At 70.2% G+C, this 24,472-nt stretch carries 22 protein-coding genes and 1 pseudogene; 7 read left to right on the plus strand and 16 right to left on the minus strand.

Annotated features, from left to right (window positions below):
• Positions 1–516, minus strand: coding sequence for a universal stress protein (locus BW982_RS08410; protein WP_076492154.1), 516 nt, complete (start codon positions 514–516; stop codon positions 1–3).
• Positions 517–678: 162 nt separating this feature from the next.
• On the opposite strand from BW982_RS08410, the gene BW982_RS08415 reads away from it, so the two are divergent.
• Entirely contained in the window at positions 679–861 is a 183-nt protein-coding gene (locus tag BW982_RS08415; RefSeq protein WP_076492157.1) for a DUF3073 domain-containing protein, read from the plus strand.
• A gap of 6 nt (positions 862–867) precedes the next feature.
• On the opposite strand, the gene BW982_RS08420 is transcribed toward BW982_RS08415, so the two are convergent.
• From BW982_RS08420 to BW982_RS18645, 4 genes and pseudogenes are all read right to left on the minus strand, one after another.
• The gene (locus tag BW982_RS08420) at positions 868–2,085 is read right to left on the minus strand and encodes an MFS transporter (RefSeq protein WP_076492160.1); all 1,218 of its coding nucleotides are present in this window, start codon (positions 2,083–2,085) and stop codon (positions 868–870) included.
• Positions 2,082–3,548, minus strand: a complete 1,467-nt coding sequence (gene purF, locus BW982_RS08425; protein WP_076492163.1) for an amidophosphoribosyltransferase — start codon at positions 3,546–3,548, stop codon at positions 2,082–2,084. Before purF ends, BW982_RS08420 begins: the two co-directional genes overlap by 4 nt.
• Before the next feature lie 6 nt (positions 3,549–3,554).
• Positions 3,555–4,697, minus strand: coding sequence for a phosphoribosylformylglycinamidine cyclo-ligase (purM, locus tag BW982_RS08430; RefSeq protein WP_076492165.1), 1,143 nt, complete (start codon positions 4,695–4,697; stop codon positions 3,555–3,557).
• A gap of 298 nt (positions 4,698–4,995) precedes the next feature.
• A pseudogene (locus tag BW982_RS18645) lies at positions 4,996–5,730 on the minus strand (DNA/RNA helicase); the annotation flags it as partial.
• A gap of 203 nt (positions 5,731–5,933) precedes the next feature.
• On the opposite strand from BW982_RS18645, the gene BW982_RS08440 reads away from it, so the two are divergent.
• Complete coding sequence (locus tag BW982_RS08440) at positions 5,934–6,545, plus strand: zinc-binding alcohol dehydrogenase (RefSeq protein ID WP_076492168.1); 612 nt, start codon at positions 5,934–5,936, stop codon at positions 6,543–6,545.
• Between the two features lie 10 nt (positions 6,546–6,555).
• Here the strand turns inward: BW982_RS08440 and BW982_RS08445 are convergent, their stop codons facing one another.
• Together BW982_RS08445 and BW982_RS08450 are read right to left on the minus strand one after the other, a co-directional pair.
• Positions 6,556–6,891, minus strand: a complete 336-nt coding sequence (locus BW982_RS08445; protein ID WP_076492171.1) for a potassium transporter Trk — start codon at positions 6,889–6,891, stop codon at positions 6,556–6,558.
• 92 nt (positions 6,892–6,983) lie between these two features.
• Positions 6,984–7,340, minus strand: coding sequence for a sterol carrier family protein (locus BW982_RS08450; protein ID WP_076492174.1), 357 nt, complete (start codon positions 7,338–7,340; stop codon positions 6,984–6,986).
• A gap of 157 nt (positions 7,341–7,497) precedes the next feature.
• Here BW982_RS08450 and purD point away from each other — a divergent pair, with 157 nt between their 5' ends.
• Together purD and BW982_RS08460 are read left to right on the plus strand one after the other, a co-directional pair.
• Positions 7,498–8,769 (plus strand): phosphoribosylamine--glycine ligase, encoded by a 1,272-nt coding sequence (gene purD, locus BW982_RS08455; protein ID WP_076492176.1) that lies wholly within the window; start codon positions 7,498–7,500, stop codon positions 8,767–8,769.
• A gap of 58 nt (positions 8,770–8,827) precedes the next feature.
• Positions 8,828–9,166, plus strand: a complete 339-nt coding sequence (locus BW982_RS08460; protein WP_076492179.1) for a TfoX/Sxy family protein — start codon at positions 8,828–8,830, stop codon at positions 9,164–9,166.
• Positions 9,167–9,296: 130 nt separating this feature from the next.
• Here the strand turns inward: BW982_RS08460 and BW982_RS08465 are convergent, their stop codons facing one another.
• The 3 genes from BW982_RS08465 to BW982_RS08475 form a co-directional block, all read right to left on the minus strand.
• Positions 9,297–10,934, minus strand: coding sequence for a DHA2 family efflux MFS transporter permease subunit (locus BW982_RS08465; protein WP_076492182.1), 1,638 nt, complete (start codon positions 10,932–10,934; stop codon positions 9,297–9,299).
• Positions 10,931–11,554 (minus strand): PadR family transcriptional regulator, encoded by a 624-nt coding sequence (locus BW982_RS08470; RefSeq protein WP_076492185.1) that lies wholly within the window; start codon positions 11,552–11,554, stop codon positions 10,931–10,933. Before BW982_RS08470 ends, BW982_RS08465 begins: the two co-directional genes overlap by 4 nt.
• A 201-nt stretch (positions 11,555–11,755) precedes the next feature.
• Complete coding sequence (locus BW982_RS08475) at positions 11,756–13,459, minus strand: BCCT family transporter (protein ID WP_076492187.1); 1,704 nt, start codon at positions 13,457–13,459, stop codon at positions 11,756–11,758.
• A 119-nt stretch (positions 13,460–13,578) separates the two neighbouring features.
• Here BW982_RS08475 and BW982_RS08480 point away from each other — a divergent pair, with 119 nt between their 5' ends.
• From BW982_RS08480 to nhaA, 3 genes are all read left to right on the plus strand, one after another.
• Positions 13,579–14,508, plus strand: a complete 930-nt coding sequence (locus tag BW982_RS08480) for a phosphoribosylaminoimidazolesuccinocarboxamide synthase (RefSeq protein ID WP_254845560.1) — start codon at positions 13,579–13,581, stop codon at positions 14,506–14,508.
• 166 nt (positions 14,509–14,674) lie between these two features.
• Entirely contained in the window at positions 14,675–16,012 is a 1,338-nt protein-coding gene (locus BW982_RS08485; protein WP_076492190.1) for a uracil-xanthine permease family protein, read from the plus strand.
• 263 nt (positions 16,013–16,275) lie between these two features.
• Positions 16,276–17,607 (plus strand): Na+/H+ antiporter NhaA, encoded by a 1,332-nt coding sequence (gene nhaA, locus BW982_RS08490; RefSeq protein ID WP_076492193.1) that lies wholly within the window; start codon positions 16,276–16,278, stop codon positions 17,605–17,607.
• A 43-nt stretch (positions 17,608–17,650) separates the two neighbouring features.
• Here the strand turns inward: nhaA and BW982_RS08495 are convergent, their stop codons facing one another.
• The 6 genes from BW982_RS08495 to BW982_RS08520 all read right to left on the minus strand — a co-directional run bounded on the left by BW982_RS08495 (position 17,651) and on the right by BW982_RS08520 (position 24,326).
• Complete coding sequence (locus tag BW982_RS08495; protein ID WP_076492196.1) at positions 17,651–18,238, minus strand: hypothetical protein; 588 nt, start codon at positions 18,236–18,238, stop codon at positions 17,651–17,653.
• Between the two features lie 111 nt (positions 18,239–18,349).
• A complete protein-coding gene (locus BW982_RS08500; protein ID WP_076492199.1) occupies positions 18,350–19,363 on the minus strand; it encodes a LacI family DNA-binding transcriptional regulator in 1,014 nt (337 codons plus the stop codon).
• A 145-nt stretch (positions 19,364–19,508) separates the two neighbouring features.
• Positions 19,509–20,984, minus strand: coding sequence for a glycoside hydrolase family 1 protein (locus BW982_RS08505; RefSeq protein ID WP_076492202.1), 1,476 nt, complete (start codon positions 20,982–20,984; stop codon positions 19,509–19,511).
• 29 nt (positions 20,985–21,013) lie between these two features.
• Complete coding sequence (locus BW982_RS08510; RefSeq protein ID WP_076492204.1) at positions 21,014–21,913, minus strand: carbohydrate ABC transporter permease; 900 nt, start codon at positions 21,911–21,913, stop codon at positions 21,014–21,016.
• Positions 21,910–22,989 (minus strand): carbohydrate ABC transporter permease, encoded by a 1,080-nt coding sequence (locus BW982_RS08515; protein ID WP_076492206.1) that lies wholly within the window; start codon positions 22,987–22,989, stop codon positions 21,910–21,912. Before BW982_RS08515 ends, BW982_RS08510 begins: the two co-directional genes overlap by 4 nt.
• 59 nt (positions 22,990–23,048) lie before the next feature.
• Positions 23,049–24,326: an ABC transporter substrate-binding protein gene (locus BW982_RS08520; protein ID WP_076492209.1), complete on the minus strand. Its 1,278-nt coding sequence runs from the start codon at positions 24,324–24,326 to the stop codon at positions 23,049–23,051.
• Between the last annotated feature and the right edge of the window lie 146 nt (positions 24,327–24,472).

The following is a 24,472-nucleotide window of genomic DNA, read 5'->3' on the forward strand; positions in this document are numbered from 1 at the left end:
TCACTCCCAGACGAGGTCCTCATCGGGCGCGAGCGGCTCACCCAACGGGACGACCAGCACCGGTCGTCGCTGTCGATGGGTGAGCCGCGCGGCGACCGACCCGGTGAGGAACTCGCGCAACGACTCGCCGAGTCCGCGCTTACGGGTACCCACCACCAGGAGCGACGCGTCCAGCTCGTCCGCGAGGTGGATGAGGGCGAGGGCGGGGTCGCCGATCACCTGTCGCACCGTCCACGACACCTGCGCGTCGGCCAGCGCGGAGTCCGCCGCAGCCTGCACGTCGGAGAGCGCAGCTGCGGCCGCCGCTCCCGCGACGTCGACCGTGGAGGGACTCACATAGCCGTCGGGATCCTCGAAGGCGACGAACCGCGTCGTGTCGACATGAGCGACCACGAGGTCGGTGCCGGCGAGTGCGGCCTGCCGGGCTGCGGCACGCAGAACCCGCGGCGACTGCCCGGGGACGACGCCCACGATCACCACTCCGGCCCGCTTCGGGACGGTGCTGTCGTCTGCCATCGTGGCTCCTCTGCTCAAGCGGTGCGGCCCCCGCGGACCGGCGGCAGGCGGGGGCGGAAAGCACCGTGATATCCTGGCTGTTACTCTTACCGGCTCGGTCCGGAACCGCAATACGCAGGGCCCACAGCATGGCCCTCGACGTCGATCGTGAGGGGGTCTCGCATGGGGCGTGGCCGTCAGAAGGCGAAGAACACCAAGATCGCCCGTGAGCTGAAGTACGACACCTATTCGGTGAACTACTCCGCTCTCGAGCGCGAACTCGGTGCACCCGAAACGGGTGAGGACGCGTACGTCGACAAGTGGGCCGACCAGTACGCCGACGAGTACGAAGACGAGAAGGCCTAGCCCTCGTCACCACGCTCGACCGTGGCGGCGTTCCCACGCCTCCTCGATCGTTTCCGAGCGCGCCACGACGATGGCCGCCGGAACGACGACCGCGATGACCCCGCCCAGGACGATCAGTCCCGCGGCCCATCCGCCGGTGAGTTCGTGGGTGACGCCGATCGCGAGCGGAACGAGCGCCGCCAAGGCGTAGCCGAGGCTCTGCACGAACCCGCTCAGCGCGACCGCCGTCTCGTGCGAACGGGTGCGCAGGCCGAACAGCACCAGCACCATCGGGAACATCAGCGGCGGCAGTCCGATCAGGACGACCCACAGCACCGTGGCGGCACCCGGAGCGAAGAGCAGCCCCGCGACCCCGACGAGACCGCTGGCGACGGCGACGACGTAGAACGGGGTGGTCCGGCGCAAGCGGGCGACGAGCAGCGGCACCACCAGTGATACCGGCAGCCCCATGAACGAGAACAGGGCGAGCAGACTACCGGCCGTGGCCGCGTCGACCCCGGCGGTGTCGATGAGGATCGTCGGCAGCCACGCGAACATGCCGTAGGCGACGGACGAGTTCACCGCGAACGTGATCACCAGCGCCCACGCCTGCGGTACCCGAACCACGCGCGAGAGCACCGAGGCACGCGGCTCCTCGACGATGTCGTCACGGCCGGCCCGAGCCCGCAGGCTCGTCACCACCCAGGGCACGACCGCCGCGACCGCCACGAAGGCCCACACCGCGAACGACCCGCGCCATCCGATCGCGCCCGCGAGCGGTACGGCCACCAGCGGCGGAGTGAAGGTGGCCACCGCCATCGTCGTCGTGTACACCGTGGTCATCAGCCCGACGCGGGCGGGGAAGTACTTCTTCACCACCGCCGGGATGAGCACGTTGGCGACACCGACCGCCGCGAACACCCCCGCGGTCGCGGCGAGGAGCGTCCAGGCATCCACCGCCACCGCCCGCAGGCCGAGCGCCGCCGCTGCGGCCACCGCCGCGATCAGGACGAGGCGCTCGAGTCCCACCCGACGTTCGATGACGGGCGTCACGACCGCCGACAGCGCGAAGGCCACCGGCGGCGCCATGCCGATGAGACCGACGACCGCCGCCGGCAGCGCGAAGTCGCGCGAGATCACGGTGAGCAGCGGCGACAGGGAAGCCACGGCGATCCGCAGCGTCAACGCGAGCAGCACGATCGCGGCCGCGGCCCACACGACCGTCCCGCGGCGGCGCGGGGTCAAGACTCCTGGCTGCCCTCGACCCAGGCGAGGTATTCATCCGACACCGTGCCGGTGACGTAGCGGCCGTCGAAGCAGCTCATGTCGAGGTCGACGAGGTCGGTGCCCTCCATGATCGCGGCCTTGAGATCGTCGACCTCCTGGTACACGAGGTAGTCGCAGCCGAGTTCCTCGGCGATCTGCGGGATCGTGCGGCCGTGCGCCACGAGCTCCTGCCGCGACGGCATGTTGATGCCGTACACGTGCGGGTACCGGACCGGCGGAGCCGCCGACGCGAACGTGACGCTCTTCGCACCGGCATCCCGCGCCATCTGGATGATCTCGCGGCTGGTCGTGCCGCGCACGATCGAGTCGTCGATGAGGAGGACGTTCTTGCCCTGGAACTCGGTCGACATCGCGTTGAGCTTCTGACGCACGCTCTTCTTGCGGATCGCCTGGCCGGGCATGATGAAGGTGCGGCCGACATAGCGGTTCTTGTAGAAGCCCTCGCGGTACTCGATGCCCAGCTTGCGCGCCACCTGCATCGCCGCCGGTCGCGACGAGTCGGGGATCGGCATGACGACGTCGATCGAGCCGTGCGGGGTGTACTTCGCGATCGTGTCGGCCAGGCGCTCGCCCATGCGCAGGCGCGCCTCGTACACCGAGATGCCGTTCATGACGGAGTCGGGGCGAGCGAGGTACACGTACTCGAACGAGCACGGCGCGAGCGTCGGGTTCTGCGCGCACTGCTGCGCGTGGAGGGTGCCGTCGAGCGTGACGAACACGGCCTCGCCGGGCTCGACGTCGCGGACGACCTCGAAGCCGGCGTTCTCGAGCACGAGCGACTCGGAGGCCACGACCCATTCCTCACGGCCGTCGTTCCCACCCGCCGGGCGCTTGCCGAGGATGAGGGGACGGATGCCGAACGGATCGCGGAACGCGAGGAGACCGTAGCCCGCGATCAGGGCGATCGTGGCGTACGAGCCCTCGACGCGCTCGTGCACCCGGGCGACGGCGCGGAACACCTGCGCCGGGTCGAGGTCGGGGCCGGAGATCTCGGACTGCAGTTCGGAGCCGAGGATGTTCACCAGGAGTTCGGTGTCGGAGCTGGTGTTCAGGTGCCGACGGTCCTTGTGGAACAGCTCGCTGGTCAGCTCGCGCGTGTTCGTGAGGTTGCCGTTGTGCACGAGGACGATGCCGTAGGGCGCGTTGACGTAGAAGGGCTGCGCCTCTTCTTCGCTGGAGGCCGTGCCCTTCGTGGCGTACCGCACGTGGCCGAGACCGATGTCGCCGAGCAGCGCGCGCATGTCGCGCGTGCGGAACGCCTCACGCACCTGGCCGCGGGCCTTGTGGATGTGGAACACCCCGCTGGACTCGGCGGTGGCCATGCCCGTGGAATCCTGCCCGCGGTGCTGGAGGAGCAGGAGCGCGTCGTAGATCTCCTGGTTGACCGGGCCCTGCCCGGCCATGCCGACGATGCCGCACATGGGGGGTTACTTCGCTCCGTTCGCCGGGTGACCGGCATCCGCGTACGAGCCGACCAGGCGCACGGCGCCTCCGTCGACGCCCTTCGCGCCCTGTTCGAACTCTCCGTCGGGGCGCGCGTCGTCACGCACCACACCGACCTGCCACGTGTCGATGCCGTCGGCCGACAGCGCCGCGATCGCGGCGTCGGCGACCTCGGGGGCGACGACCGCGAGGAAGCCGATGCCGAGGTTCCACGTCCCCTCGGTCGCGGTCAGCTCGAGCCCGCCGAGGTCGGCGAGCACCCGGAACACCGGCGACGGGCTCCAGGTCGAGCGATCGACGTCGACCCAGGTGTTCTGCGGCAGCACGCGCGCGAGGTTCGCGGCGATGCCTCCGCCCGTGACGTGGCTGAGCGAGTGGATGCCGGAGCCCACCGCCGCATCGCCGAGCAGACGCAGCAGCGGCGAGGTGTACAGACGCGTGGGTTCGAGCAGCGCCTCGCCCCACGTCCCGCCGAGTTCGGCGGAGGCGGAGCCGTACGTGATGCCACGGCCGGCGACGATGTGACGGACGAGCGAGTAACCGTTGGAGTGCAGGCCGCTCGAGGCGAGGGCCAGGACGACGTCGCCGCCCCGCACCCGATCGGCGCCGAGCACGCGGTCGGCCTCGACGACGCCCGTCGCCGCCCCCGCGACGTCGTAGTCGTCGATGCCGAGGAGACCGGGATGCTCGGCGGTCTCGCCGCCCACCAGAGCGGTGCCCGTGGCCGCGCAGCCGCGGGCGATCCCGGCGACGATGTCGGCGATGCGCGTCGGCACGACCTTGCCGCACGCGATGTAGTCGGTCATGAAGAGCGGACGCGCCCCCACCACGACGATGTCGTCGACGACCATGCCGACGAGGTCTTCGCCGATGGTGTCGTGCTTGTCGATGGCCTGCGCGATCGCGACCTTCGTGCCGACGCCGTCGGTGCTGGTCGCCAGCAGCGGGCGGGCGTAGTCGCGGAGCGCCGAGGCGTCGAAGAGGCCGGCGAAGCCGCCCACTCCGCCCAGCACCTCGGGGCCGTGCGTGCGCTTCACGGCCGACTTCATCAGTTCGACGGCGAGGTCGCCCGCGGCGGTGTCGACGCCGGCAGCGGAATAGGGGTTTTCGTGGGGAGCGGAGGCCACGGCAACAGACTACCCGCAGGATCCGACACGCTCCCCGCGTCGCCGTTCGACCGCGGGGTGGGGCGTGCGGGCCCGGGGAGGAGATTCGGGGAAGGGAGGACGGCCTCGACTTCTGGCATCCTCCCCTCGCCGAATCTCCTCCTCTGCGGGCCTCAGCGGGCTCGATGCAGCCCCTGGGCGATGGCGGACACGATGGCCCGCTGCACCGAAGGCCAATCGCCGACGAGCTGGTGGTACCCACCCGGATGACGTGGTAGCCGTTCAGCGCCAGAAGGGTGTCGTGCCGGACGTCGGCCTCGCGCTGGGCTCCGACGTGGTGACCTCCGTCGGCCTGGACGACGAGCCGCTCGCCGATCAGGAGGTCGACGCGGTGTTCGAGTATCCAGGCCTGGGCGGTCAGCCGCACGCCGAGCCATCGGAGACGCTCGATGAGGAACGTCTCGAGCCCCGAATCCGCGAGCGGAGTGGCTCGCGTCGCGAGGTCGAGTCCGCGGCTCGTCAGCGGGTACCGTCGCATCTCGTCGAGGGTGACCAGCTTCTTGTTCAGCGCCGAGTTCCAGATCGCGAGCGCCTGTTCGTCGGGGAGGCAGCCGCTCACGACGCCCAGCACGTTGACCACGTCGTCCACCAGATGCTCCGGATGCCGGGGGACGAGCGGCCGACACCGGTGGACCCGGGTCTCCGACGCGACGGAGATGCGGCCCGCGTGGGCGGGCGCCGCGACGTGGATCCCACCCGGGGACAAGACCCAGAGGCCGTGCCGGACGGCCGCGGTCGAGCACGCCAGCGTCACTCCCGCTCGCGCGGCGGCGGCGAGGAGGGGATCCGCGTCGGGGACGGCGACCCATCTCCGGCGAAGGCGGACCAGGGCACCCGCCGACACCGCCGCGGTGATCGTGCCCGCAGACACCCCGTCGCGGTGAAGTGCGGCGGAGGCGACGACACCGCCGCGACTGCGCACGCGGACGACGAGTTCGTCGATGCGGAGGGAGATGCGGGGGTTCACGGCGCCAGAGTGCCCGACCGATCGCATCCGGGAGGGGGCGCCGCGTCCGGAACCTGTGGATGACCGCTCTGGGGAGGAGGGGTAGGCGTTGCGTGACGGGAGGAGATTCGGGGAGCGGAGGATGCCGCGTCCGGTTGCCGTCCTCCCCTCGCCGAATCTCCTCCCCCGCGGGAGCGACGTCGGACGCAAGGCCCGCCCCGGCGGGTCGCCGCCGTCCCTACAATGGCGCCATGACGGGCGGCCAGCCGGAGTGGGTGATCCGCGAAGACGCGGCGATCCCGGTGCTCATCGCGCTCTACCTCCGTCAGGTGTGCGGCATCCGTTCCCCGGAGGAACTGCCCGCGCTGCGCCGGGTTCCGGGGTACGACGGCGCCGCACGTCCCGACCCCGAGCAGGCGCTCCTCGAGCGGGAGTGGCGGGAGTACTGGGCGATGAGCGTCGAGCCGCTGGCGCACCCCTCGCCCGTCCCGCTCGAACTGGTCGACGGGTTCGACGACCTGCTCGCCCTCCCGGTCGGTCGGGCCGAGGCGCTCCGCGCGGCGATCGCCCCGCACGCCGCCGACGCGCGGGAGTTCGCCCGGCTCGCGCACGCGCGCTACGGGGCCGAGGGAGCCGCGCGACCGGGCGTCTCGTACCGCGCGTACGCCAGTGCGATCGCGGTGCACGAACGCCGGGTCGGCCGACGTGCGCACTCGTTCGAGCTGAACGTGCAGGTGCTTCCGCTCGCGCAGCGGGGCGTGTGGTGGATCGGCTCACTCACCGTCGCGGTGACCGACGGCCTGCGCAGCGACGTCGTCGCCTTCGACGCCGCCATCCACCCGATCATCGCCGAATTGGCGTGACCGACCGGGATCAGTAGCGGTAGCGCTCGTGGTCGACGGCGACGTCGCGGACCTTCCGGCCCACGACCCGCTCGAAGATGAGCGCCGCGATCGCCCCGAGGGTCGCGCCGATGACGATGCAGATGAGCGCGGTGAATCCGAAGACCTGCAGCTGCGAGTAGACGACGTTCGTGTACGGGCTCAGATCGGAGCCGTCGATCGCGAACGTGAGGATGAGGGCAGCCAGGATGCCGAGCACCGCACCGGCGGCCAAGAACACGCCGTACTTCGGGGCGCGCCGCACACGCAGCGTGACGATCTCCTCGTGCACGAGGGGCTTGCGTTCGGGGGCGGGCTGCTCAGCCATGCTCACATTGTCCCACCGCCGCGGAGCCGCTGGGTCGCCGATGTGGCGATGTCGAGATCACCGGCGGCGCGGACCGCGGCGGCACGGCCGGATCACGGCCGCAGCGGCAGCAGCGCGCTGAGGTCGGCGCGGACGCCGGAGGCGACGATCCGGCCCGCGGCCGCGGCATCCGCCCAGCTCTCGGCGCCCGTGGCGACGGCGATCCAGGTGGCGGCGTCGGTCTCGACGACGTTGGGCGGTGTGCCCCGCGTGTGCCGGGGCCCTTCGATGACCTGGACGGCGCCGAACGGCGGCACGCGCATCTCCACCGAATTGCCCGGCGCCTTCTCGACCAGCAGCTGCAGCAGGTATCGGACCGCGGTGGCGGTCGCCGTTCGGGGCGCACCGCCCGCGGCCACGGCGGCGAGCGCGGCGCGGCCGTCTCCGGTCTCGATACGGCGGGGAGGCATGGCATCCACGGTACCCGCGGGGCGGATCGGCGAGGGCGTCGGTTGAGTGTCCAAGACACGCCGATGGGGCGGCGCGGCGTCCGCGTGTCTTGGACAACGAACGAGAGGGGCCGGACGCGGGGCGGGCGGTGTCCGGGGCGCTCGCTAGGCTGGCGGCGTGAGAATCCTGGTCCTCGGTTCGGGCGCGCGCGAGCACGCCATCATCCTCGCCCTGCGCTCCGAGGAGGTCTCGCACGCGATCTACGCCGCCCCGGGCAACGCCGGCATCGCCCGCGACGCCCACGTCGTCGACCTCGACGCGAATGATCCGGTCGCCGTCACCGAGTTCGCCAAGACCGAAGCCATCGACCTCGTCGTGATCGGCCCCGAGGCTCCGCTCGTCGCGGGCGTCGCCGACGCGCTCCGCGAGCGCGGCATCCCGGTGTTCGGTCCGGGCAAGGCCGCGGCGCAGCTGGAGGGGTCGAAGACCTACGCGAAGCGGATCATGGATGCCGCGGGCGTGCCGACCGGGCGAGCCGTACGAGCCCGTGATCTCGCGGGGGTCGAGGCGGCCCTCGACGAACTGGGCGCTCCCCACGTGGTCAAGGCCGACGGCCTGGCCGCGGGCAAGGGCGTCATCGTCACGTCCGACCGCGCCGCCGCCCTGGCCCACGCAGAGGCGTATCTGCCCACCGGTCCGGTGCTCATCGAGGAGTTCCTCGCCGGCCCCGAGGTCTCGCTCTTCTTCCTCAGCGACGGCGACCGGGTGCTCCCCCTCAGCCCCGCCCAGGACTTCAAGCGCCTCCGCGACGGCGACGAGGGACCCAACACCGGCGGGATGGGGGCGTACTCCCCCCTTCCGTGGCTGCTCGAACGCTTCGGCGGCGAGGAGGAGTTCGTCGATCAGGTCACGCGCGAGGTGGCCGAGCCCGTGATCCGGCAGATGGATGCCGAGGGCACGCCGTTCATCGGACTCCTGTATGCCGGGCTCATCCTCACCGAGGCGGGCGTGAAGGTCATCGAGTTCAACGCGCGTTTCGGCGACCCCGAGACGCAGGTCGTGCTTCCGCGCCTCCTCGACCCGCTGTCGACGCTGCTCATGGCCGCCGCGTCCGGCACCCTGGAAGATCAGCCGCGCCCCGCGTTCGCGGAGGCGACAGCCGTGACGGTCGTGCTCGCGAGCGAGGGCTACCCCGAGGCGCCGATCACCGGTCGTGTGCTCACCGGCATCGACGAGGCGGACGAGGTCGACGGTGTGCACGTCGCCCACGCCGCCACGGTCCTGCGCGACGGTCGGCTGCACGCCACCGGGGGCCGTGTCCTGAACGTCGTGGCCCTCGGCACGACGTTCCGCGAGGCCCGCTCCGCGGCCTACGAGGCGCTGGGCATGATCGGGCTCGAGGGCGGCCAGTACCGCACCGACATCGCCGCCGGCGTGATCGAGGACTGACACCGGAACCTTCCGCGGCCTCTCGCCGTGGCATCCGGTTCGGGGCTACGGTGTGCGCATGGTGGACCGGGATGCCATGGCGCGGGCGCACGCGATCTTCGACCCGATCGCGGAGCGCCTGTGTGCGTTGCCCGACGTCGACATGGGTCGGATGTTCGGCACCGAGGGCGTCCGCGTCCGCGGCAAGGTGTTCGCGTTCGTCGCCCACGAGGGGGCGCTGGTCGTGAAGCTTCCCCAGCAGCGCATCGGCGAACTCACCGCCGACGGCGTCGGGGCCCCGATGGTCATGCGGGGCCGCCCGCTCCGGGAATGGGCCGAGATCTCGCCCGACGCCGGGGAGACGTGGGCCGCGGTCATCGACGAGGCGCATCGCTTCGTCGACTCGATCACGCCCTGACGCCGCGCCGCGCGCGCTGCGCCCTCGCGAGATCGCCGAGACTGCATCTGCGTGACATCTCCACTGCAGTCCGCAGTGGGAATGTCAGGCGCGTGCAGTCTCGGCGATCGCCGGGGTGAACGCCGCGCGGCTACTCGCCGGCCGCGGCCGGGGCACCCTGCGTGGCCGGGGCACCCTGCGCGGCCGGGGCACCCTGCGCGGCCGGGGCACCCTGCGCGGACGGGGCACCCTGCGCGGACGCACCCGCGGCGGGCGCCGCGTCGCGCGGGGCGCCGTGGGGGCGGATCATCGAGGGACGCTGCATGAACAGCACGGCGACCAGGCCCACCGCGATGACGATGATCGGCAGCAGCAGCGACTGCCCCATCGCCTGCGAGAACGGGCCGACGACCTGCGGCGGCAGCGCCCCGGAACCGAAGCTCGCACCGGCATCCGCGGAGCCGGGCAGGTTCGCCTCGAGACGGGCCTGCATGAAAGCCGCGATGGATGCCGAGCCGATCACCGACCCGACGGTGCGGGTGGTGTTGTAGATGCCCGCACCGGCACCCGCCTGCCGTGGCGGCAGGTTGCGCGTCGCGGTCGTGGCGAGAGGACCCCACATACCGGCGTTTCCGATGCCCATGAGGGCCGAGGGGATGAGGAACGCCCAGATCGGGGCGTCGTTCAGGATGAGCGCGGTGTAGATGCCGAGCGATCCGCCGACCAGCAGCAGACCCGGGACGAGAAGGAAACGCGGGTCGGTGCGGTCGAGCAGCTTGCCGGCGAACGGGGCGAGCACGCCCGACAGGATCGCGAGCGGGACCAGCAGGAGCGCCGATTCGGTGGGGGTCAGACCGCGCGCGAGCTGCAGGTAGAACATCTGCGGCAGCGCCATGCTCGTGACGGTGAAGCCGACGGCGGCGATGGCGATGTTCGCGATCGAGAAGTTGCGGTCGCGGAACAGGTCGAGCGGCACGAGGGGCTCGCCCTTGCTGCGGGCCTGCGTCCACACGAACAGCGCCATGACGACGACGCCGGCGGCGACCATGACCCAGATCCAGGCAGCCCAGTCGAAGTGCTCGCCCTCCTGCAGGCCGAACACGATGAGGAACAGACCGACGGCGCTGAGGACGACCCCGAGGATGTCGAACTTGTGCGCGGTGCGCGGCAGCTGCGGCACGAGGATGAGCGCGGCGATGAAGCCGATCACGCCGACCGGGATGTTGATGAAGAAGATCCACTCCCAGCCCAGCCCGTCGACGAGCAGTCCGCCGGCGAGCGGGCCGACGAGGGTGGCGACGCCGGCCGTGGCGCCCCAGAGGCCCATCGCCGCGCCGCGGTTCTGCGGCGGGAAGGTGCGGGTGATCACGGCCATCGTCTGCGGGGTCATGAGCGCTGCGCCCAGGCCCTGCACCGCCCGGGCGATGATGAGCACCTCGAGGGTCGGAGCCAGACCGCAGGCGAGCGAGGCAAGGGTGAAGATCGCGAGACCCGTGAGGTAGACGTTCTTCGGCCCGAAGCGGTCGCCGAGGCGCCCGGTGATCAGCAGCGGCACCGCGTAGGTGAGCAGGTAGGCGCTGGTGACCCATACGACGTTGTCGAGGTTGTTGGTGCTCGGGTCGAGGGCCGCTTTGATGGCGGGGTTCGCGACCGAGACGATCGTGGTGTCGACGAGGATCATGAAGAAGCCGATGACCAGCGCCCAGAGGGCGGGCCACGGGCTGCGCGCGGGAGTGCCGTGCGCCCCGGTTCGGGGGGATGCCGCGGAGGCGGCGCGGGAGTCGGTCATGCGTGGGCTTCTTTCGCGAGGCGGTGCTTCGACGTGATGTGTTCGGGGATCTCGGCGACGCCCCAGGCGAGGGAGCGATCGGCGAGACGCGCATGCAGGGCGTCCTGCCATGCGAGTTCGGCGTCGAGCAGAGCGGACTGCCGCTGCAGCTCGACGAGGAATTGCTCGGGGGTGCCGCGCTCCGCGGAGTCCGCGAGGCCGGCGTGGTGCTCGTCGACGGAGGCGACGAGCAGGGCGCGACGCTGATCGAGCAGGGCGATGACCTCGTCGCGCTCGAGGTTGTGCGCCTCCGACAGGGCGACACGGAAGTCGCTCGAGCGTTCGATCTGGGGCAACTCGGCCCGCACCCACTCCTCGACCGCGAGGCGTCCCGCCTCGAGCAGCGTGTAGGTGGTGCGTTCGGGGCGGTTCCCGTCGCGGTCGACGCCCACCTCGGCGAGCAGACCATCCCGTTCGAGGCGCGCGACGGTGTGGTAGATCGTGCCCTTCTGCAACGGCACGAGACGGTCGTCCTTGCGCTCGCGCAGCAGACGCAGCAGCTCGTACGGGTGCATGTCGCCCTCGCGCAGGGTCGCGAGCAGCATGACCGCGAGCGGGGTGAGTCGCGTGATGTCCGGCATCCACCCTCCATGGTCCGTGTCGACTAGTCCACGTGGACTATATCGCACGAGCGGCACGAGTAGGCGCGCGAAGTGAGTGAACGTTCGGTGTCCAGGACACGCGGATGCGTTCGCCCGGTATCCGCGTGTCTTGGACACTCGAACCGGAGCGGGGCCTGGGACACGGGATGCCAGGAACCGGGGCGTCAGCCCACCGGCGCGTCAGCCGACCGGGGCGTCGGTGTCCGCCGGGCGGTGCCGTCGCCAACGGGCGGGGAGGCCGAAGATGCCGCGACGATTCTCTTCCTCGACCTCGAGGCCGTAGTGCTCGCCGATCTGGTCGCGCAACCGTGCCCGCTCGGCGCGATCCCGCGCCCGCAGTTCGCGCCGGAAGGCGACGACCGTCGCCCAGCAGATCGCGAGCAGCACGAGACTGAACGGCAGCGCGATACTGATGGCCGCCGCCTGCAGGGCGGTGAGTCCGCCCGCGATGAGCAGCGCGAAAGCGATCACCGAGGTCGCGAGGGTGAAGAACACGCGGGTCCACCGCGGGGGCTCTTCCTCGCCACCCGTGGCGATCATGCTCATGACGAGAGCGCCGGAGTCGGCGGACGTGATGAAGAAGATGCCGATCAGAAGCAGGAACCCTACGACGAGGAACACCGACCCCGGCACGGTCTCGAGCATCTGGAACAGCGCCGTCGACACGTCGACCGTGCCGTCCGGCCCGACGAAGGACGCCGAATCGGTGAGTTCCGCGTAGATCGCCGAGCCCCCGAGGACGGTGAACCACAGGATGCCGACGAGTGTGGGCACCAGGATCACGCCGGTGACGAACTCGCGCACGGTCCGTCCGCGCGAGATGCGGGCGATGAAGATGCCGACGAACGGCGCCCACGAGATCCACCAGCCCCAGTAGAAGGCGGTCCACGCGCCCTGCCATGCGACTCCCGCGTCGCCCGCGTAGGCGCTCGTGGTGAACGACAGGCCCACGAAGTTCTGGATGTAGTTGCCGATGGACTGCACGGCGTCGCGCAGCAGGAACTCCGTCGGACCGGCGAAGAGCAGGTACAGCATCAGCACGCCCGCGAGGACCAGGTTGATGTTCGACAGCCACTTCATCCCGCGGCCGACGCCCGAGAGCACCGAGAACAGGACGAAAGCCGTGATGACGCCGATGAGGATCGCCTGGCTGATGATCGACGGGGATGCCACGTCGAGGAACTCCAGACCGGCGCTGATCTGGATCACGCCGAGACCGAGCGACGTCGCCACACCGAACAGAGTGCCGACGAGCGCCGCGACGTCGACCGCGTTGCCCCATCCGCCCTGCACGAGCCGGGCGCCGAGGATCGGTTCGAGCGCCCACCGGATCGTGCGCGGACGCTGACGACGATGGAAGGCGTAGGCGAGCGCGAGGCCGATCACGACGTAGATCGACCAGGCGTGCACGCCCCAGTGCAGGAACGTCTGCGACATCGCCTGCTGCGCGAGCTGCGTGGGCGTGCCCTCCACCCCCGGACGCGGGGAGGTGAAGTGGCTGAGGGGTTCGCTCACGCCGTAGAACACCAACCCGATGCCCATGCCCGCGGCGAAGAGCAGCGAGAACCACGACAGCGTCGAGAACTCCGGTTCGTCGTCGTCGCGCCCGAGCTTGATACGGCCGAACCGGCTGAAGCCCATCGTCAGGGCGAAGACGACGAAGAACGCCGCGATCAGCACGTAGTACCAGTTGAATGCCGAGACGATCGCGGTCTGCAGGGTGCCGAACGCCGCTTCGGCCGCGGCCGGGAAGATCAGCGCGAACGAGATGAACGCCAGCGCGATGGCGGCGGCGGGCCAGAAGACCCACGCGCGCAGAGTGTGGCGGGAGCTTCCGTCGGAGGGATCCGTGGATGCCGCGGTGTCGGGGGTCGCCTCGGTCATCCCTCGACCGTAGCGAGGTGTCCCGGCAACGCAGGGGGGCAGGCGTTCCGGCCCGCCATATGGCAAAATCTCTGGTCACGCGGCCGTCGCGAGGCGGGCCGACCCGCGATAATGAGCGGGTGATCCCCGCTTCCCCCCTCGCTCTCGACGGCTGGCGCCACGTCTATTCGGGCAAGGTCCGCGACCTGTACGTCCCCACCGACACCGTCGAGGGGGCATCCCCCGCACATCTCCTCGTGGTGGCGAGCGACCGGGTCAGCGCCTTCGATCACGTGCTCAGCCCCGGCATCCCCGACAAGGGTGTGCTGCTGACGACGCTGAGCCTGTGGTGGTTCGACCTTCTCGCCGGCTCCGACGGGGGGCGTGGCATCCCGAATCACCTCGCCGCCGACCACGTGCTCCGGGGCGACGACAGCGTCGAGCTGATCCCGGATGCCGTCCGCGGACGCGCCATGCTCGTCCGGTCGCTCGACATGCAGCCGATCGAGTGCGTGGTCCGCGGCTACCTGACCGGGTCGGGCTGGGCCGAGTACCAGGCGTCGCGCACGGTGTGCGGCATCCCGCTCCCCGACGGCCTCACGGACGGCGACCGTCTTCCCGAGCCGCTCTACACCCCGGCGTACAAGGCGCCGATGGGCGAGCACGACGAGAACATCACGTACGAGCGCTCCGTCGAACTCGTCGGCGAAGAGACCGCGGCTGCGCTCCGCGACCTGTCGCTGGAGATCTACCGCCGCGCCGCCGCGGTCGCCGAGCGGCACGGACTGATCCTCGCCGACACGAAGTTCGAGTTCGGCTACGACGCCGAGGGCGTTCTCACTCTGGCCGACGAGGTGCTGACGTCGGACTCGTCGCGGTACTGGGATGCCGAGGCCTGGCGCACCGGCTCGACCCCCGCCGAGCGCATGGCAAGCTTCGACAAGCAGATCGTGCGCGACTGGCTCGCCGCGCACTGGGACAAGCAGGGCGAGCCGCCCGCGCTCCCCGACGACATCGTGACGCGCACCCGCGCCCGCTACGCCGAACTGCTGTCGCGCCTGACGTCCTGACGCCGGGCCGGCGCGGTCGTCCCGCCACCGCCACCGCCACCGCCACCGCCACCGGCACCCAGATCACGTGATCTGGACGAGATCACACGCCGCGCGACGCCATAGCCAGTGGTGTCGACCAGATCACGTGATCTCGGCATCCACCCCCCACCCCCGAGGAGACCACATGTTCCGCTGGAAGCTGCACGGGAACGGGCGCACGGTCGCGCCGGGCGCGGTCGTCGCCCCCGGTGAACGGCTCAACTGGGGCGCGACGATCGCGATCGGGCTGCAGCACGTCATCGCGATGTTCGGCGCGACGTTCCTGGTGCCGGTGCTCACCGGGTTCCCGGTGTCGACGACGCTGCTGTTCTCGGGCGTCGGGACGCTGCTGTTCCTCCTCGTCACCCGTAACCGGCTCCCCAGCTACCTCGGGTCGTCGTTCGCGTTCATCGCGCCCGTCACCGCGGCGACCGCGATCGGCGGCACCGGTTCCGCCCTCGCCGGTATCGTCGCCGTCGGCATCCTGCTCGCGCTCATCGGCGTGGTCGTGCAGTTCGTCGGTCTCGGCTGGGTCGACAAGGTCATGCCGCCGGTGGTCGCCGGCGCCATCGTCGCCCTGATCGGCTTCAACCTCGCGCCCGTCGCCTGGTCGAACTTCCAGAAGCAGCCGCTCCCCGGCACGATCACGCTCGTCGCGGTGATCCTGTTCAGCGTGCTGTTCCGCGGATTCCTCGGGCGCATCTCGATCTTCCTCGGCGTCATCGTCGGCTACGTCGCGACGGTCCTGATCCAGGCCGCGTCGGGCGAGACGCTCATCGACTTCGCGCCCGTCGAGGCCGCGCCGTGGATCGGCCTGCCGGAGTTCCACCTCGCCGATTTCACAACACCGCAGACCTGGTCGGTGATCGCGATGTTCCTCCCCGTCGTGCTGGTGCTCGTGGCCGAGAACGTCGGGCACGTGCGGGGCGTGGCGGCGATGACGGATGCCACGGCCAACCGCTCCACCGGACGCGCGCTCATCGCGGACGGCGTCGCCACGACGCTCGCGGGAACGTTCGGCGGCTCGGGCACGACGACGTACGGCGAGAACATCGGCGTCATGGCGGCGACCCGCGTGTACTCGACGGCGGTGTACTGGGTCGCCGGCCTCGCCGCGATCGTGCTGAGCCTGTCGCCGAAGGTCGGGGCGGTGTTCAACACGATCCCCGCGGGCGTTCTCGGCGGTGTCACCACCGCGCTGTACGGCCTCATCGGGATCATCGGCATCAAGATCTGGGTCGACAACCGCGTCGACTTCTCGCGCCCCGTGAACCAGTACACGGGTGCGGTCGCACTGGTGCTCGCGATCGCCGGGTTCACGATGCAGTGGGGCGACTTCCAGCTCGGCGCGATCGTGCTCGGCGCGGTCGCCGCGCTCGTGATCTACCACCTCGGCAACGCGATCGCCCGCGCCCGCAAGACCGGCGCCGACGACGGCGGTCCGATCCCCGCGGTGGGTCCGCTGGGCGGTGACCCGTCCTGACGCGCGGGGCGGGTGGCATCCGCGCCCGTCGTCGTGCCACCGCCGCGCCGCGACCTCGCACCGCGGCATCCCTGTCCCGCCATTTCACGTGATCTGGCCGAACGTACCCGTCGTGGTCGACCACCTCGGGTGCGCTCGGCCACTTCACGTGATCTGGCGCCGCACACCCCCGGCGCCGGGCGTTCGCGCCGCACGGGTAAACTGGAGCCGGCGTGTCGGGAAGTCTGGTCGACGACTGTGTCGACGACCCCGAAATGGATGCCATGAACGAAACTTCCCTGCGCGCGCCGAGCTGGCCGGGCTACCGCGAAGTCCACCGCGTCACCACCGTGCTGCGACGCGAGTCGGTCGGCGGCATGCTGCTCGTCGTCGCCGCGATCGCCGCGATCATCTGGGCCAACTCCCCCGCCTCGGACGCGTACTTCGCGCTGCGCGACTTCCGCTTCGGGTACGAGCCGTGGCACCTGGAGCTGAGCGTCGGCGCGTGGGCCGCCGATGGGCTGCTCGCGATCTTCTTCTTCATGGTGGGCCTCGAGCTCAAGCGCGAGATCGTCGTGGGGAGCCTCCGGCGCTTCAGCACGGCGATCGTGCCGATCACGGCTGCCGCCGCCGGCGTCGCGATGCCCGCGCTGATCTACGTGCTGGTGACGTCTTCGCAGCCGAGCCTGCTGGCCGGCTGGGCGATCCCCGCCGCCACCGACATCGCGTTCGCCGTCGCGGTTCTCGCGCTCGTGGGCTCCCACCTGCCGGGGCCGCTGCGCATCTTCCTTCTGACACTCGCGGTGGTCGACGACCTCATCGCGATCGCGATCATCGCGCTGTTCTACACCAGTGACATCTCACTGGTCCCGCTGGCGGTCTTCGCGGTCCTCGTCGTGGTCTACGGCACCATCGCGCACCTCGGTCGTGCGTGGTTCGCACGGCACGCGTGGGCCGCGTGGGTGGTGCTGCTGCCGATCGGCTTCGCGGCGTGGGCGTTCCTGCACGCCTCGGGCGTCCACGCCACGATCGCGGGTGTCGCCCTGGCCTTCACGATCCCGGTCGCTCCGTCGAAGCGCAAGCCCGAGATCCGGGGCATGGACCTCGCCGAGCAGTTCGAACACCGGTTCCGTCCGCTCTCGGCCGGTATCGCGGTGCCGATCTTCGCGTTCTTCGCCGCGGGAGTCGCCGTGGGCGGCGGCGAGGGCCTGGCCCGCGCCATCATGGACCCCGTCACGATCGGCGTCGTCGCGGGTCTCGTGCTGGGCAAGCCGCTGGGTATCCTGCTCGGGGTCCGCATCCTCACGCTCGTGACGAAGGTACGTCTCGACCCGGCGCTGAAGTGGATCGACCTCGCGGGCGTCGGCCTCCTCGCGGGCATCGGCTTCACGGTGTCGCTGCTCATCGCGGAACTCAGCTTCCCCGCGGGTTCGGAGCACACCGACGACGCGAAGATCGCGATCATGGTCGCGTCGCTGCTGGCATCCGTGCTGGCGGCCAGCGTCCTGCTCGTCCGCAACCGTCGCTACAAGCAGCTCGCGGCGGAGGAAGAAGTGGATGCCGACGGCGACGACGTCCCCGACGTGTACCAGCAGCCGCTCCCCCGCGACCGCTGAGCCGCTGAGCCGCTGAGCCGGTGAGCCGGTGAGCCGGTGAGCGTCAGCCGTAGATCTGCGCGGCGATGTCAGACAACCAGGCCCGCGCGTTGACGTTCACGGTCTCGAGGTAGATCCAGACGTCGTCGCGCGCGACGATGACGTCTTCGCTGGTCGCCGCGTCGCCGGGGCGCATGCAGTACTGCGCGCCGAAGTCCTGCGCCGCCTGGCACTGGTACCCCTCGGACGCCAGCTGCTGGAGGCCCGTCGAGACGTCAACGTCGGTGGCGGTGCTGACGATGATGAGGACCGCTGCCGCTTCCTCTTGGATCCAGTTGCACGACAGCTTCGTGGTGGCGTTCGGAGGCGAGGGCCGGACGAATCCGTCGGCGTGCTGCGCCGTGAGCCCGCCGACGGTCTCGGCCCGGCTGCTCGCGGTGCCGAGCTCGTCGCACGACGCCGGGATGTTGGCGGCGGCGCTCGCCGGGGTCTCGGACGGGGTGGGGGTCGGCGTCGGCGTCGGTGTCTCGACGGTGACCGTGGGCGTCGCGGATTCCGACGCGACGGGGGTCGCCTGTTCGGGTACGCAGCCGGCCAGGCCTGCGATGGCCACCAGGGCGGCCGCGACGGCAACGCTTCTCCATCGACGCATCGTCGATCCTCTCGACACCGGCGCGGGTTCGGGTGCCCGCGCGCTCGATAGCGCTCACAGTATCGGCTGGCGGCGACGTTCGCCCGGTCGGTCCTGATCGGATCGACGGGGTCAGGCGGAAGCGCGCTCGATGATCTCCGTGGGCAGGATCGCGGTGTTCGCCGTCGCCCGACCCGCGAGCACGTCGAGCAGCATCGTCGCCATCTGGCGCCCCTGGTCGCGCGAGGGCTGCCGCACGGTGGTCAGCGCCGGAACGAGCGAGGTCGCGACGGCCGAGTCGTCGAACCCGATGATCGCGATGTCGCGCCCCGGCTCGTGCCCCTGCTCGCGCAGGGCGGTGTAGGCGCCCCGGGCCATGAGGTCGCTCGCGACGAACAGCGCCTCGGGAAGATCCCCGGATGCCAGGATCCTCCGCATCGCGGCGGCACCCCCGGCCTCGGTGAACTCGCCGTCCTCGACGGCTGCGGGCGCGAGGTCCGCTTCGGCGAGCACGTCACGGAAGCCCTGCAGCCGGTCGATGCCCGCGGGCATGTCGGCGGGACCGGCGACCGTCGCGATGCGGCGGTGGCCCCGTTCGAGCAGGTAGCGGGTGGCATCCCGCGCGCCCTGCACGTTGTCGACGTCGACGTAGTGGTCGGCGGGGCGCACGCGTGCGGGGCGTCCGCCGAAGACCACGGGCACGGTGTCGGCCAGGCGGTCCACGAACGTGTCGCTGGTGTGGTGCGAAGCGACGATGGCACCGTCGACGCTGCCCCCGCGGAGGTAGCCGAGCGCTTTGGCGCTGGCGTCGTCGGTGGCGATGAGCATGTTCATCACGTAGTCGGACTCGCCGATGACCTGCGAGATCCCGGCGACGATCGAACCGAAGAACGGGTCGCCGAAGAACCGATCGGTGTCTTCGGGGATGACGAGGGCGATCGCGCGCGTCTGACGGCTGGCGAGCGAGCGGGCAGCGCGGTTGGGGACGTACTGCAGCTCTTCGATCGCGCGGCGGACCGCTTCGAGCGCCGAGGGCGAGACGGAGGTCGAGCCGTTGACGACGCGGGACACGGTGGAGCGGGAGACCCCCGCCCGGGCGGCGACTTCTTCGATGGTGGCGGCACCGCGCACCGGGGTCAGTGACATCGGTCTCCTCCCGGAATCTGCGACGCGACGACGCGCCGGATCAGTCCCGGCGACGTTGCGAGCGTACTCCTCCGGACCCTCTCGGAACCCGCTCGCCGCGACAGAATGACGCGCCGAGCGGGTCGACGATGACAGGTGAAGAACCTCAGGCGGCAGGCAGCGCGTCGGCCGCGGCCGCCGGCGCCACCAGAGCCCGCTCCGCGATCACCCGCGCGTACGCCAGGCCCGAGTCCTTCACGGAACGTTCTTGCGTCGCGTAGTCGACGTGGACGATGCCGAAGCGCTTCTCGTAGCCCCAGGCCCACTCGAAGTTGTCGAGCAGCGACCAGTAGAAGTAGCCGCGGACGTCGATGCCTCGGTCGACGGCGTCCAGGACGGCGGCGAGATGCCCCTCCACGAACTCCACCCGCTCGATGTCGTGGACACGCGTCTCGCCGTCCTCGACCACCGGGACGTCGTCGTAGGCGGCGCCGTTCTCGGTGATGTACAGCGCGACGCCGGGTTCGGCGGAGTACTCGGTGCTCACGCGCTCGAGCAGATCGGTGAGCGCCTCGGGCTGCACCTCCCAGCCCATCGTTGTCCGCGGCAGGCCGCGCTCGTGCCAGTACAGGTTCTCGTGCGCGGGGAACGGCGACGCGATCGGGCGCACGGTGGGGGCGTCGCCCCCGGGCGGGTTCACCAGCGGCGGCGTGCCCCCGATGAACTCGCCGTGGTAGTAGTTCACGCCGAGAGTGTCGATCGGGGTCGCGATGACCTCGAGGTCGCCCGGCTGCACGGCATCCTGCCAGCGGAGGACCGCCTCGGCATCCGCGTTCCGGAAGTCCTGGATGATGTCGGCCGGGTAGCTGCCGCGGAACACCGGGTCGAGGAACCACCGGTTGAACTGGCCGTCGATGCGCCGCGCGGCGTCGAGGTCGGCCGGGTTCGTGGGGTCGACGGCATCCGCCACCGTCAGGTTCAGCGTAAGGCCGAGGTTGAGCGAGGCATCGCGGGCGCGCAGCTCGCGCACGGTCTGGCCGTGTCCCAGGAGCAGGTGGTGCGCGGCGAGCATGCCCTCGGCCTGCGAGTAGTGGCCGGGGGCGTGGGCCCCGGCCGTGTAGCTGAGGAACGACGAACACCACGGCTCGTTCAGCGTCGTCCACACGTTCACGCGGTCGCCGAGCGCATCATGCATGTCGAGCGCGTACTCGGTGAAGAGGTCGCTCGTCTCGCGGACGGTCCAGCCACCGCGGTCCTGCAGGGCCTGGGGAAGATCCCAGTGGTACAGGGTCAGCCACGGGAGGATGCCGGCATCCAGGAGTTCGTCGACGAGGCGCTTATAGAAGTCGACGCCTCTCGGATTGAGCGGGCCGCCGTCGGGACGCACGCGCGACCACGACGTGGAGAAGCGGTAGGTCTGCAGACCGAGGCTCTTCATCACCTGCACGTCGTCGGCGTACCGGTGGTAGTGGTCGCACGCGACATCGCCGTTGTCGGCGTTGATCACGGCATCCGGCACGCGGCTGAAGGTGTCCCAGATCGACGCCTTCCGGCCGTCCTCGAACGCCGCCCCCTCGATCTGATAGGCGGCGGTCGCCGCACCGAAGAGGAAGCCCTCGGGAAAGGCTCGGGTGTGGGACATGGATCGGGTTCCTTCCGTGGGCGCAAGCGTCATCCCTTGACCGCCCCTTGCATGATGCCACTGACCAGCTGCTTGCCCGCGAAGACGAACAGCAGCAGCAGCGGAATCGTCGACAGCAGCACGCCCGCGAGCACGATGGAGTAGTCGACGAAATAGTTGGACTGCAGCAGCGACAGCGCCACCGGCAGCGTCGGGTTCTGGCGGTCGAGCACGATGAACGGCCAGAAGAAGTTGTTCCACGCGGTCACGAAGGTGAAGAGGCCGAGCATCGCCGCGGCAGGCCGTGCCGCGGGGACGCCCACCGTGAGGAACGTGCGGAACGAGCTGGCACCGTCGACGCGCGCGGCCTCGATCAGCTCGTCCGGCACCGCCTGACGCAGGTACTGCGTCATCCAGAAGACACCGAACGCACTCGTCAGCGCCGGGACGATGATGGCGCCGATCTGCCCGGTCCAGCCGAGCTCGCTGAACAGGATGTACAGCGGCACGACGCCCAGCTGCGTCGGCACGGCCATCGTCGCCACGACGAACAGCAGCAGCCAGGGACCGCCGCGGAAGCGCAGCTTCGCGAATGCCCAGCCCGCGAGGGTGGAGAAGAAGACGACGGATGCCGCGATCAGAGTCGAGCTGAGGATGGAGTTCCACAGGCCCGTCCAGAAGTTGACGGCGGGGTTGTTCAGGACGGCGGCGGCGTTGGCGAAGAAGTTCCCGCCCGGGATCCACGACAGGTCGGTGTTGCGGATCGTGGACGAGTCGCCCGAGCCGATCAGCAGCGCCCAGTAGTACGGGACGATCGCGGCGAGGAGCACGACACCGAGGCTGGCGTAGACGAACCAGCCGGGTCGCGACCCCCGAACGGCGCGGGGCCGTCGGCGTGCGGGCTTCGCATCCGCCGCTCCGGTGAGGGGAGAGGTGTCGATGACGCTCATGGACGTGCGCCCTTTCCGGTGGATTCGGTGACGACCCGCTGCCGCGCGGCGCGCGCGGCGGCGCGGCGCTGAGCGCGGCTCAGGCCGTCGCGGGTGCCCTCGTCGCGGACGAGCGAGCGACTGATGAACAGGTTGACCGCCCCGATGACGAGGATGATGAGGAAGAGGATCCACGCGAGCGCGGCCGCGCGACCGAAGTTCCACTCGCCCCAGCCGAGGTTGTAGAGGTAGAGCGAGATGGTCAGCCACTGGTTGTTCGAGCCACCGGTGCCGCCCTGGTCGAACATGCGCGGCTCATCGAAGATCTGCAGGCCTCCGATGGTCGACGTGATGATCACGAAGATGAGGGTCGGCTTGAGGCTCGGCAGCGTGATCGAGAAGAACTGACGGACCTTGCCCGCACCGTCGACGGTCGCCGCTTCGTAGTATTCGCGCGGCACGGCCTGCATGGCCGCGAGCAGGATGAGGGTGTTGTAGCCGGTCCAGCGGAAGTTGACCATCGTGGCGATGGCGATGTGGCTGGCGAAGGCGTCGGAGTGCCAGCCCACTCCGGGCAGACCGATGCGGCCGAGCAGCGTGTTCACGACCCCGTACTGGTCGCCGAACATGTTGCTGAAGATGAGCGCGACGGCGACAGGGGCCATGACGTAGGGCACGAGCACACCCATGCGCCAGAGAGTCTTCGCCCGGATGTTCTGATCGAGCATCGCCGCGATGAAGATCGCGAGGAGCAGCTGCGGCACCGTCGAGAGCACGAAAATGCTGAAGGTGTTGCGCAGGGCGTCCCAGAAGGCGGGCTGCGAGAGCACGTACGCGTACTGGTCGAAGCCGACGAAGGTGCCCGAGCCACGGATCTGATCCCAGTCCATGAACGAGATCACGCCGGTGTAGAGGATCGGGAAGAGCCCCGTGATGAGGAAGAGGACGAAGAACGGGGAGATGTAGAGGTACGGGGAAAGCTTCAGATCCCAGGCGCTGAGCTTCGAGCCGAACCCGACGCGTCGGGGGGTGCGGGCGGGGGAATCGTCGGGGCCGGATGCCGCGGGGGCCGCGGGCGGCTGCAGTGTCGTGGTCATGAGTCTCCTTCCGGGGTGCGGGCCGGGCGCACGAGGCGCCCGGCCCGCGACGACCGAGGTCAGCCGATGGCTTCCACCTGGGAGACCCACTGGTCCCACGAGGTCTGGGCGTCCTGCGTGTTCTGATCGACCCGGAGCAGGGCCTTCGACATCGCGTCGTTCACCTGGAAGTAGTACTGACCCTTGAACGGCGTCACCGTCACGGCGTTGGCCCGGTTGGTGAAGATCTCACCGATCGGGGCGTCGTTGAAGAAGGCGTTCTTGGCGTTCAGGAGGTCGGGGGAGGTCAGCGCGTCGACCTGGCTGGGGAACGTCCCCGCCTGCTGGAAGAACTTCACCTGCTGCTCGGGCGAGGTCAGCCAGTCGGCGAGCGCCTGCGCCTCGGCCACGTGCGGACCGTTGGCCGGAACCGTCAGGTACGAGCCGCCCCAGTTGCCGCCGCCGTTGGGGAACACGTCGGCGATCTTCCAGCCGGAGACCTCGGGAGCGTTGCCCTCGATCTGCGTCAGCATCCAGCCGGGGCAGGAGAGCGTCGCGAACGCGCCGTTCGCCATGCCCGCGTACCAGTCGGGCTGCCACTGCTCGAGGTGCGCCGACTGCGTCTTGCTGGCATCGAGCGTCTCCGTGTAGATCTTCTTGACCTCGGGATTGGTCGTGGCCGTGATCTCGCCCGTGTCGGGGTTCTCGTAGGCCGCCTCGACCTGGTTGATCATGCCCTGGTAGACGCTGCTGGCGGAGTCGAAGAACGGCTTGCCGGTCGCGGCGACGTACTTGTCGCCCATCTCGAAGTACTTGGACCAGTCGCCCTCGAGCGCGGCGGCGACGTCGGCGGGCTCGGTGGGGAGGCCGGCCGCCTGGAAGAGGTCGGACCGGTAGCAGATCGCCTCCGGGCCGATGTCGGTGCCGTACCCGACGAGGTTGCCCGACGCGTCGGTGGCGGCCTTGACCTTCCAGTCCAGCCAGCGGCCCTTGAGATCGTCGGGCACGGGCGCGAGCAGGTCGGAGTACTTCATGACCTCGGGCAGCCAGTCGACCTCGATGCCCTCGATGTCGGCGAGGCCCGTCTTGCCGAGCTTCTGGAAGTAGTTGGCGCGCGCATCGTTCGACTTGGCCGCGCGGTTGTGGACGATCGTGATGTTCGGGTGCTCGGCCGTGTAGGCATCCAGCAGTTCCTGCGTGTATCCGAAGTCGTTGAAGGTGGCGACGGTCAGGGTGATCTTCTCGTCTCCTCCGCCGGAAGCGGAGTCGCCGCCGCCGGAACACCCGGCGAGGACGAGAGCTGTGGTGGAGGCGACGGCCGCGATGACGGCGGCCCGACGCAGGGCACGTGATTTCACTGGACACTCCTTCGTGGTGGTGGGTCGGTGTGCTCCTCTGCGCGACGCTCCCTCGACCTCTGAACCGTGGGAGCGCTCTCACCGATCCCGCACGACGCTATGGGATCGCTCCCAAGGTGTCAAGAGAGCGCTCCCATGAATCGCCG

Origin of the sequence: Microbacterium sp. RURRCA19A (assembly GCF_900156455.1) — a bacterium.
GTDB lineage: Bacteria > Actinomycetota > Actinomycetes > Actinomycetales > Microbacteriaceae > Microbacterium.